Origin of the sequence: Shewanella sp. Sh95 (genome assembly GCF_001308045.1) — a bacterium.
Classification (GTDB): domain Bacteria; phylum Pseudomonadota; class Gammaproteobacteria; order Enterobacterales; family Shewanellaceae; genus Shewanella; species Shewanella xiamenensis.
On sequence record NZ_LGYY01000158.1, the window covers coordinates 68840 to 78650 of the forward strand.

10 protein-coding genes and 1 pseudogene are annotated in these 9811 nt (G+C 41.8%); 4 read left to right on the forward strand and 7 right to left on the reverse strand.

Translation table 11 applies throughout. The features are described 5' to 3' along the window. Positions 1 to 90: 90 nt before the first annotated feature. On the reverse strand, positions 91 to 405 hold the full coding sequence (locus tag AEA42_RS11840; protein WP_037420754.1) for a hypothetical protein: 315 nt from the start codon (positions 403 to 405) through the stop codon (positions 91 to 93). 178 nt (positions 406 to 583) lie between these two features. On the opposite strand from AEA42_RS11840, the gene AEA42_RS11845 reads away from it, so the two are divergent. Both AEA42_RS11845 and AEA42_RS11850 read left to right on the forward strand, forming a co-directional pair. Further along, positions 584 to 1144, forward strand: a complete 561-nt coding sequence (locus tag AEA42_RS11845) for a DUF4136 domain-containing protein (RefSeq protein WP_055647824.1) — start codon at positions 584 to 586, stop codon at positions 1142 to 1144. A gap of 353 nt (positions 1145 to 1497) precedes the next feature. After that, the gene (locus AEA42_RS11850; RefSeq protein WP_055647825.1) at positions 1498 to 2139 is read left to right on the forward strand and encodes a trimeric intracellular cation channel family protein; all 642 of its coding nucleotides are present in this window, start codon (positions 1498 to 1500) and stop codon (positions 2137 to 2139) included. A 38-nt stretch (positions 2140 to 2177) separates the two neighbouring features. Here the strand turns inward: AEA42_RS11850 and tpx are convergent, their stop codons facing one another. The 3 genes from tpx to AEA42_RS11865 form a co-directional block, all read right to left on the reverse strand. Then, positions 2178 to 2768 carry a thiol peroxidase gene (gene tpx, locus AEA42_RS11855; protein ID WP_037429419.1) on the reverse strand — a complete coding sequence of 197 codons (591 nt, stop codon included), beginning with the start codon at positions 2766 to 2768 and terminating at the stop codon, positions 2178 to 2180. Between the two features lie 110 nt (positions 2769 to 2878). Further along, the gene (locus AEA42_RS11860; protein WP_037420742.1) at positions 2879 to 3706 is read right to left on the reverse strand and encodes a mechanosensitive ion channel domain-containing protein; all 828 of its coding nucleotides are present in this window, start codon (positions 3704 to 3706) and stop codon (positions 2879 to 2881) included. A gap of 31 nt (positions 3707 to 3737) precedes the next feature. Further along, positions 3738 to 4313, reverse strand: coding sequence for an OmpA family protein (locus AEA42_RS11865; protein WP_055647826.1), 576 nt, complete (start codon positions 4311 to 4313; stop codon positions 3738 to 3740). Between the two features lie 308 nt (positions 4314 to 4621). Here AEA42_RS11865 and ltaE point away from each other — a divergent pair, with 308 nt between their 5' ends. Then, a complete protein-coding gene (gene ltaE / locus AEA42_RS11870; protein WP_055647827.1) occupies positions 4622 to 5635 on the forward strand; it encodes a low-specificity L-threonine aldolase in 1014 nt (337 codons plus the stop codon). Positions 5636 to 5797: 162 nt separating this feature from the next. After that, positions 5798 to 7261, forward strand: a complete 1464-nt coding sequence (locus AEA42_RS11875; protein ID WP_037420732.1) for an HDOD domain-containing protein — start codon at positions 5798 to 5800, stop codon at positions 7259 to 7261. A gap of 4 nt (positions 7262 to 7265) precedes the next feature. Here AEA42_RS11875 and AEA42_RS11880 read toward each other — a convergent pair whose 3' ends face one another. The 3 genes and pseudogenes from AEA42_RS11880 to AEA42_RS11890 form a co-directional block, all read right to left on the reverse strand. After that, positions 7266 to 7841 carry a nuclear transport factor 2 family protein gene (locus tag AEA42_RS11880; protein WP_051714171.1) on the reverse strand — a complete coding sequence of 192 codons (576 nt, stop codon included), beginning with the start codon at positions 7839 to 7841 and terminating at the stop codon, positions 7266 to 7268. Positions 7842 to 7876: 35 nt separating this feature from the next. Continuing rightward, entirely contained in the window at positions 7877 to 8701 is an 825-nt protein-coding gene (locus AEA42_RS11885; RefSeq protein WP_037429412.1) for a M90 family metallopeptidase, read from the reverse strand. Between the two features lie 122 nt (positions 8702 to 8823). Then, positions 8824 to 9690 (reverse strand): annotated as a pseudogene (locus AEA42_RS11890) (diguanylate cyclase); the annotation flags it as partial. Positions 9691 to 9811: the final 121 nt, after the last annotated feature.

Below are 9811 nucleotides of genomic sequence, written 5' to 3' on the forward strand. Positions count from 1 at the left end.
GAGGTAAAAAAAGGCCACAGACAGAGACTGAAAGTGGCCGAAGGTAAATGCTAGCTCTTTGCAGGGAAGTAGCATGTTTTCAAACGGAATTTATAGATGTTGCAAAACCATAGCGATTAATGCCAATGCGGTGAGTAGGGCGCAGGGCATAATAAAACGATGTAATTTGGGAAGTGCAATTAAACAGGCTGTGGCAACAAAACCAAATGCGGCAATTGTGGTGTAGTCTGCACCATTTGATACAGCTTCGAATATCAGCCAACTCATTACAATCAAAGGCAAAAACAATAACATCATCGGGAGATGAGGCGTGAGTTTATTGTTATTGGTGTCGATTGAGGCTTTTTGTGGCGCTAGCCAGAAAATTGCTGATGCAACAATCAATGCGCTAATGAACCAGTACATGTTATTTATCCCTTAATCGCTTTAAGTGATAATCATTATCATTTAAAGCGATTGCTGAAGTCAAGCTGAATAACGCTCTGCTTTTCATTATATTGAGTTGTAGAATCGGCCATTGCTCTGTAAGCTAAATTTATTTATCGGCTCATTTGTGTTCTTTACGAAATCCAAGGAAATCACCATGAAAAATTTTATCGTAGGGTTAGCAGTGCTGGCCTTGAGTGCTTGTAGTTCTCTTAAGTCTGGTTGGGACTATGATCCCAGTGCCAATTTCTCTCAATACAAAACCTATGCTTGGGTAGCACAAAAGACTGATGCTTCAGGTTATCATCTCGATGGTCTGATGGATCAGCGAGTGCGTGATGCAGTTAATGCACAACTTTCTGCTAAGGGCATGACGTTAGTCGATACAAAAGACGCTGATGTCCTAGTTAACTACCTGACTAAAATCGACAAAAAGATTAATGTCGATACTTTCAATACCAACTTTGGCTATAACCCTTACTATGGTCCTGGTTGGGGATGGGGTGGCAACATGCAAACACAAACCACGGTGAGAGAATACGAAGTTGGTACGTTGATCATTGATTTAGTTGATAATAAAACAGCTAAGTTAATATGGCGTGGTTCGGTGGCTGACACCATTCGTGATAAAAATACTCCTTCTGAAAGAGTCCAGCTCATCAATGATGCCGTTGGAAGTGTCATGGCGAATTATCCTCCGAAACCTGAAAACAAATAATTTACTTTTAGTCTAAAAAAGCGGCTATTAGGCCGCTTTTTTGTGGCCAAAATTTAGGCTTGAATGACGTGATGTTGAGTTTTCTACAAAATTTCAAAGTTTAATTGATTATGCTTTATTAAAACTTATCAAAAAATAAGCTTAATTGAATGCGGCTGGCAACTGTCTGTTAGTTAATTTATTGTTATTTAAGGAGTGTGGCGTAGCGTGATATTGAAAGTTAGAAATGACTAATGCATAAATGGTATCAATAGATTAAATATTCTAATGACAAAATTTAAATAATCTCATTATCCAGCCCGTGGATTATCAGGCAAAATCCGTTTTTTATGTATGGGTAATAAGTAGTTTAAATGCAAGAAGCGCAATTTATCGGATTATTATGGCTGATTGGGATTTTGGCTGAGGCCATGACTGGGGCATTAGCCGCTGGCCGTAAGCAGATGGATTTATTCGGCGTAGTCATTATCGGTTGTGCTACCGCTATTGGTGGCGGCACCTTACGAGATATGTTACTTGGAAATTACCCTTTGATTTGGGTCGAGAATGTCCACTATCTAATTGCGATTGCATTTGCATCTTTGTTAACTGTCGCGATTGCGCCAGTTATGCGTTATTTGTCTAAGCTGTTTTTGGCAATCGATGCCTTAGGCTTAGCTGTGTTCTCAATTGTTGGCGCGCAAAAGACCCTGATGCTTGGTTTTAGTCCAACTATTGCGGTCGTTATGGGATTGGTTACCGGTGTTTTTGGTGGGGTTATTCGCGATATTCTTTGTAATCAAGTGCCTTTGATTTTTAAGAAAGAGCTCTATGCGGTAATCTCACTCTTTACGGCGGGGTTATATATCATGCTAAACGCCTATCAATTGGCTGAGTGGGTTAATCTATTAATTTGCTTAAGTTTTGGATTTAGCTGGCGGATGTTAGCATTACGCTATCATTGGTCTATGCCTACCTTCGACTATCAAGCCAATGGCGACCAACATACGCACTAGTAAAAAATAGGGCATTAAATGCCCTATTTTTATGCTTATTACTGTGCTTGAATGGTTTTTAGCGCCTCTAGCGCGGCATCATAGTTTGGATGCTGGGCAATGTTGGGTACTAATTCTTGGTACTTGAGTTTACCTTCGGCATCGACGATGAAAATCGCCCGTGCAAGTAAGCCATAATCTTCAATTAACAGACCATACTTCTCGCCAAAATCACGCCAAACAGAATCGGATAACACTTTAATATTTTCAACATTCTCAACTTTACAAAAACGTTTTTGCGCGAAAGGTAAATCCGTGCTGATGGTTAGCATGACGACATCATCAGAAAAGTGGCTGACCTCGCTATTAAAGCGTTTAGTTTGTAACGCACAAACACCCGTATCCAAGCTAGGCACTGCACTAATCAGGATGGTTTTTCCCTTAAAGTCGGTTAAGTTGATTGGATTGAATTTATCATCAACGACTTTAAATCTTGGGGCCATTTGCTCAAGTTGAGGTAATTTTCCTTCTAGGGTGACAGTCTTTTCACCCATCATTACTTGGGTTTTATTGCTGGCAATCGCCATAGGGCTGAGCAGCATTAAACTAAAAACACAGCCAGCGGCCAGAAATGAAACATACTTTGGCATATTCTCTCTCTTACTCAGATATGTGTGCATATTCGGTTAAGGTACGCCAAAATCCGACTTATCACCATAAAAAAGGCCGGTTTTCACCGGCCTTCTAATATCACTGCTGATTATTTGCTCTCGGGCAGTTGTTTTACATGAATATCCATTTGTGGAAATGGAATTTCAATATTGGCTGCATCAAGCGCATTTTTGATTTGTTCTAAAATCTCGAAACGAGCTGTCCAGTAATCCGCCGTTTTTACCCAAGGACGAACTACAAAGTTAATTGAAGAATTTGCTAGTTCAGACAGACCCACGGTGTAACCCGGTTCTTTCAGCACATATTGGTTGTTATCTAAAATCTCGGTTAAAACTTTTTTAGTCTGGGCAATATCCGCAGAATAAGACACGCCAATGACTAAATCGATACGACGATTTTCTAAGGCAGAGTAGTTGGTGATCGTGCCATTCATGATTGAAGAGTTGGGCGCAACGATAACCTTATTATCTGGCGTGCGTAATTTAGTTGAGAAAATGGTGATTTCATCAACAGTGCCTGCAATACCAGCAGCTTCAATATAGTCACCCACGCGACATGGGCGGAATAACACCATTAACACGCCTGAAGCAAAGTTAGATAATGATCCTTGCAGCGCTAAACCTATCGCTAAACCGGCGGCACCGATAACCGCGACTAAAGATGCGGTTTGCACACCAATTTGGCCTAAGGTGGCGATAATGGTGAAGACAAACACAACAGCCCACGATAAGTTGGCTACAAAAGAGACCACCGTTGGATCAACTTTGCGGCTGTTGAGCAGCTTTCGCACTACCTTTTGCGCAACGCCGGAAAAATATTTACCGACAAAAAAGATAACAAGGGCAAATAAGATCTTCACTCCATAGGTCATGATCAGATCTGGAGCCTGCTTTAATAAGCCTTCAAGGTTTTCCATTAAATTACTCCCTAAAAATACGCTAACAAAACTACTTATTATTGACGAAAAATTGTACTCGTCGATTTAATCTGCGACCTTCGCTGGAACGATTATCTGCTACTGGTTCAGATATACCTTTACCGACAACGGTAAAGCGATTTGGGTTGAATCCATAGTCTTCAACCAAAATTTGTTTCACATTTTGCGCACGTTGAAGTGATAACTGATAATTAAACTCAGGTGTGCCGACAATATCTGTGTGCCCAACCAAGATTAAATGAACATCAGTATTTGACTCTAAAAATGCTTTGACTAAGGCTAATGCTTTCCACTGCGATAAATCTACCTCTGCTATCGCAAACTCAAAATACACAATGGCTGTCTCAATATGATGACAATCAGGAGCTGAATAGGTGCTGGGGTCATTGAGATTACATTGAATAGTAGTGGCCGTGGCTTCGACTTCATAAACACAGCCATTTGCCATCACCCTAGTGTTAGCGGTTGTGTTGGGGCAGGCATCTTTAATATCGGGCACGCCATCTTGATCTGTATCCTGCCACGCATAAGCTGGTAGCATTAGGGTTAAACTCAATGCTAAAGAGGCTAGTTTAATCCATTGCATTACGGATATATTCACCACAAATCACCTTATGTTTAATATCTAGCAGTCAAAATCACTAGGAGATTGGCATTGCTTTAGCAGCTTTAGCAGGAGCATCCTAGTTGGCTATTGTAGCTTTTAAACGTTATAACGCCAAGTTTTGCCATTTATTCGATATAAATCAATTATATCAGATTAAATTCCACATTAGGTTGTATGTTTTATCGGCAGCTATATCAGCAAGCTATACAATTTTTTCCTTTAAGGCTAGAGTCGCTAGGCGTGTTTGACATGCGCATAGGGGATAGGCAGAAGAAGTTGAGGACAAAATGATAGATTTACGCAGTGATACTGTAACCCAGCCTACTGAGGCAATGCGTTTAGCCATGTCGAGGGCTGAAGTGGGTGATGATGTTTATGGTGATGATCCGAGCGTTAACCGTTTACAGGACATGGCCGCCGAGATGTTTGGTTTTGAGGGAGCACTTTTTACGGCATCTGGCACCCAAGCCAATCTACTTGCATTAATGTCGCATTGTGAGCGCGGGGATGAATATCTATGCGGTCAGCAAGCTCATAACTATAAATTTGAAGGTGGTGGTGCGGCGGTGTTAGGTAGTATTCAACCACAACCGCTAACAAATCAATTAGATGGGACTATTGCTCTTAGCGAAATTGAAGCGGCAATCAAGCCTGATGATATTCATTTTGCCCGAACGCGCTTGCTGAGTTTGGAAAATACTATCGGGGGGAAAGTGTTGCCCCAAACCTATCTTGCCAATGCGCAGGCACTGGCTTTTCAGCGCGGTTTAAAAATTCATTTAGATGGTGCAAGAGTGGCTAATGCCGCAGTGGCACAAGGGATCGCTATTGCTGATATCGCCGTACACTTTGATTCTGTTTCGATCTGTTTATCAAAGGGATTATGCGCGCCAGTCGGATCGTTACTCTTAGGCGATGAACGCCTCATTAAAAAAGCGACGCGTTGGCGAAAAATGCTTGGTGGCGGTATGCGTCAAGCTGGGATTCTAGCAGCTGCGGGGGAGTTAGCTCTAACTGCGCAAGTTGAAAGATTGGCAGATGATCATCAAAACGCTGCATATCTGGCCCAACAGTTAAGCCTATTAGACGAGTTTGAAATTGACTTGCCATCCGTTCAAACCAATATGGTGTTTGCAACCTTAGCTTCTCATATCGATGAACAGGCCTTAGCGCAACGCTGTCGTAATGAGGGCATTTTGATTAGTCCTGGGCGTACCATACGTTTTGTTACCCATAAAGATGTCTCGCGCCAGGATATTGATAAAGTACTGCGGGTTTTTAAATTACATCTGCAGGCGTAATTGATTAAAGTCCAAGTTAAACCTTGGGCTTTTCTTTGTTTTCAGTTCAGCCTATTGCGGATTTAAAAATCAATCGTTGAATTGTGAACCAGATGCAAGGCGAATTTTTTAAGCCTATCTATACTAAAAACAATAACATTAAACCATCAAGGGAAAGCTAGGTTGAAACCTAATAATACTAATAAAGGGGTTGATTATTGGACAAAACGGATAAGTGAGTTGGAAATGCCAGCGCTTTGTTCCACCGTCCAAACGTTAGAAAAGCTTGCCAAGGATGACGTTTCTTCACTTGCCTTATTAGGGCGTAGCGTGATGCATGATAACGCCCTCACATCACGTATTTTGCGGGTCGCAAATAGCGCTATTTACCATAAGGGCAGTACGCAAATTTCTACTGTAAGCCGAGCCGCTATTGTGCTTGGTTTTGATGCAGTTCGTAATATTTGTATCACTGCACAATTATTATCTAGCTTGTTAGAAAGTAAAAACCTCTCGCCTTCAGTATATCAAAGATTAATCAAATTAATGGCTAAGGCATTTCAAGCTGCGATGTTAACTCGGATGATGCTCAGTCATTATGATGATGATATTCAAGAGGAGGCCTTTATAGCCTGTTTGCTTTTTCATATTGGTGAGAGTGCGTTTTGGAGTATCGGGGGAGAATTTACCGAAACCCTCGATAGCCAATTAACGAAATGTGAAACTCCAGCAGAAGAGCGAACTCTTATTCGTGAATCATTAGGTACCTCTTTTTCACAACTAACCCAGAGTATTGCTCGCCATTGGGGATTGGGGGAATTATTGATCCAAGCGGTAAATAATCCCGATGACGCTCGTCCTGAAATACGCTGCATATTTTTAGCGGATAAACTTTGCGAAACGCTCTCTGTGGCGATACCAGATCAGATCGATCTTGAGAAATTTATAACTCAAGCGGCCAACTTTACCGGGCTGGATGAGAGTGAATTTACCTTAAGAATGCAGCGTTGTACCAAGGCGACCCATAAATTAGCTGAAGCCTATGGCGCTAAAGTGTTGATTGACTATCTACCTGATCCCAAGAGGCTCGATAAGCTTGAGTCTCGTTTGCCAGAAGTAGAACTACCGATTTTTGCCGCCAATTTAAATATCCAATTAGCTAAACTGCGTGAGCTTACAGCTTTTGCAATCAATAAAGCCGATTTTAATCAAATCATGCAAACCGTACTTGAGGGTATTTTAGAGGGGGTTGGAGTTGATCGCTGTGGTGTGTTGCTGTTGTCTCCTAGCCGTAAACAGCTACAGCCAAGAATTATGCTTGGCAGAGATGCAGAGGAAATGAAACGATTATTTATTATCGAACTTGGGGATAAGAAGGGGTTATTTCCAATGGCGATGGAGCATAAGGAGTCACTTTGGGTTGATAATCCGAGTGCCAAAAAATGGCAAGAACAATGTCGTGAGTTAAAAGTGCAATTGCCAGAGTCGGGTTTTTTAGTGGCGCCCTTGTTGGTGGATAATAAAGTGATCGGCTTTTATTATGCAGACAGAGGACCATCTGAGAGGTGTTTTACAGAAGTGGATTTTCAAGCTTTCATCCACTTCTCACAGCTGGCAAATGTGTGTTTTACCGTGTCCTTAAAATAACGATTTACTGTGCTTTTTTAATTTCAGCAGTGATTTTTTTCGCTATACCATTGGGGATGGGAAAACTTAAATGATATTGAGCTATTTTCCATTCTCCATTGGTTTTGATTAATGTTCCTGTACCACGACTCACGCCATAACTCGGACTATTGAGCAGTTCGTCGAACAGAATTACATCACCATGTTGCACTAAATGGCGCGAAGTTAAATCGTAGCGCCAGCCTTTTGTGGGACGGGAATAGTGTTCAAATTCTGCCATTCCCCAACGTTCATTCGCATCCGTTCCGATAAAAATCCCATCCTGACGATACAGTGAAAAATATTTATCCCAATCGGCACTACTGGAATATTGATTCAATTGATCAAGTACTTGAGCTGCGGCTTGTTCATCGGCAGATGGGACTGATATGCCGCTTGTTGCTGGTATGATGGCATTACTATCATTAGCATGGTTATTCGAGCTGAAGAGTAACGCGACCACAACAAGAATGAACATAGTGGTACAGAATCGACTTGAATTTTGCCGAGTGGCATTATGCGAAGTGGCTGAAAGATGTTTGTATTTAGCTATTATTGTCATAGGGTATTCCTTGTGTTTATTACTTTGTAATGACATCAGTGCCAATTGAGCGGATCAACTTGATAGAAATGACTTAATTCTCGGTAAAGTGCTGGATGTTCTTGGTTGAGTTCTGCTGGTTTTTCAAAAAAAACTTCGGTCGCTACGGCAAAAAATTCTGCTGGGTTGGTAGCCCCATAGCCATTAAATAGGGCTGGTTTACCGACGGCAGTATCTTCAACTAGTTCATTAAATGCTTGATTAAATACGCTTGACCAAGACAGATAATCTTGGCCACGAGCTAAAATTGGGGCGCCATTGGCGTGGCCATCCTCTTGATCTAATTGATGGGCAAACTCATGGATGACAACATTGTTGCCATCGTGTGGATTGGCAGCGCCTTCAAGCGTATTTTTCCATGAAAGTATTACTTGTCCCTGCTCCCATGATTCTCCAGCGAGTACGTTACGTTGCTCCCTGATTAAGCCTGATGGATCTTGTCGTTGGCTGTCGACTATAAATGCATCGGGGTAGACCAAAATTTGTCTTAGTTTAGGGTAGAAATCGGTCTTGCGATTAAGTAGCAGTAGGCATGCTTGGGCAGCAATAGTGACTCGAATTTCATCGGTTATGAGTAAACCATCGCAGCCAACAAAATGCTTTTCATCTAAAAATACCTGAATATGACGTTTAAGTTGCAATTGAAGATCTGCAGGTAATGCATGAAAAAATGGAAGTCTTCTTTTTAGTATTGCTCGCCAAGTCTTTGGAAAGGGGCTTGCCATCACTTGTTTACGACGGAGGTTTTTGCGCCAACGACTGGAGGCCAACCAAGCAATCGCACTGAGGCCAAATATTAGAATCGTTAAACTGGCGAGCATAGTCCCTCAGTGTGTTATTGGTGTCAGTTATATTAGCTAATGGGGATTGAGCGTACTGAACTCAATCCTTTGGTTAAAAATAAAACGCTTTCAGTGAGCGGCTTAATGCGGTACGAGTGGTGTTAGTGAGCGCCAATGAAGACTTCTGTGCGATTTCGCCCTGCTAGTTTGGCACGATAGAGCGCCTCATCAACATGGCTTATCAGCTTGTTTGCATCGAGTAATTGCGGAGGTTGCCAGCAGGCAATTCCTAAGCTAATGGTGACAATCCCTATGTTTGATGAGCCTTGATGGGGAATATGCAAGTCTATAATGGTTTCGCGCAGATGTTCGGCAATTTTGTAAGCATCTTCAATATGGCTTGAGGGCAAGAGTAACATAAATTCTTCACCACCATAGCGAGCTAGAATATCTGTGGGACGTTGTAGAATTGCTTTGGTGGCCTCGACGATCTGTTTTAAGCATTGATCACCGACCACATGGCCATATTGATCATTAAATTCCTTAAAGTGATCTAAATCGAACATCACAATACTCAATGGCATATTATGATCGTTGGCGTAACTCAATTCTTTTAGTATTTGGCTATCTAAATAGCGGCGATTATAGCATCCAGTGAGTCCATCGGTTTCTGCCATCGCTTTAACTTGAGCTGCGTAGGTTTTTAGGGTTTCAAGTGAACTCACCATTTGTTGTAGTTCAAGGTTATCGGTAATCGGCATTTGGGTATCGAGTTTTTCATTGGCGATGGCATTCATTGCATCACGAGTCTCAATCACGGGTTTAATAATACCTTTAGCAATAAAGTGCCAACTGGTGAGCCAGATAAAAAAGCAATAAAGAATACCTCCACAAAAGATGAGGATGACAAACGAGGTACTATCACTCTTGAGATCGGTGCCTGCGATCTGAATTTCTTCTTCAACATGGTTGACTAACTCTTGGGTGAAGGTTGCTATTTGCCTCGCTGCACTGGCTTGATACTGAAGGATCCCCTCATAAATCAGCCATAGCATAGCCATATTTGAGCAACTGATTGGCGAATAATACCCAGGCCGCCAGCAATTCTTTCTCCGTGATTTGATAATCAGGCCGCCTGAGTACCTCCAA

What these genes read in the sequence shown, in the direction of transcription:
- AEA42_RS11840 (WP_037420754.1), bottom strand. Translation starts at nt 405, where the DNA reads ATGTACTGGTTCATTAGCGCATTGATTGTTGCATCAGCAATTTTCTGG.
- AEA42_RS11845 (WP_055647824.1), top strand. Translation starts at nt 584, where the DNA reads ATGAAAAATTTTATCGTAGGGTTAGCAGTGCTGGCCTTGAGTGCTTGT.
- AEA42_RS11850 (WP_055647825.1), top strand. Translation starts at nt 1,498, where the DNA reads ATGCAAGAAGCGCAATTTATCGGATTATTATGGCTGATTGGGATTTTG.
- tpx (WP_037429419.1), bottom strand. Translation starts at nt 2,768, where the DNA reads ATGCCAAAGTATGTTTCATTTCTGGCCGCTGGCTGTGTTTTTAGTTTA.
- AEA42_RS11860 (WP_037420742.1), bottom strand. Translation starts at nt 3,706, where the DNA reads ATGGAAAACCTTGAAGGCTTATTAAAGCAGGCTCCAGATCTGATCATG.
- AEA42_RS11865 (WP_055647826.1), bottom strand. Translation starts at nt 4,313, where the DNA reads ATGCAATGGATTAAACTAGCCTCTTTAGCATTGAGTTTAACCCTAATG.
- ltaE (WP_055647827.1), top strand. Translation starts at nt 4,622, where the DNA reads ATGATAGATTTACGCAGTGATACTGTAACCCAGCCTACTGAGGCAATG.
- AEA42_RS11880 (WP_051714171.1), bottom strand. Translation starts at nt 7,841, where the DNA reads ATGACAATAATAGCTAAATACAAACATCTTTCAGCCACTTCGCATAAT.
- AEA42_RS11885 (WP_037429412.1), bottom strand. Translation starts at nt 8,701, where the DNA reads ATGCTCGCCAGTTTAACGATTCTAATATTTGGCCTCAGTGCGATTGCT.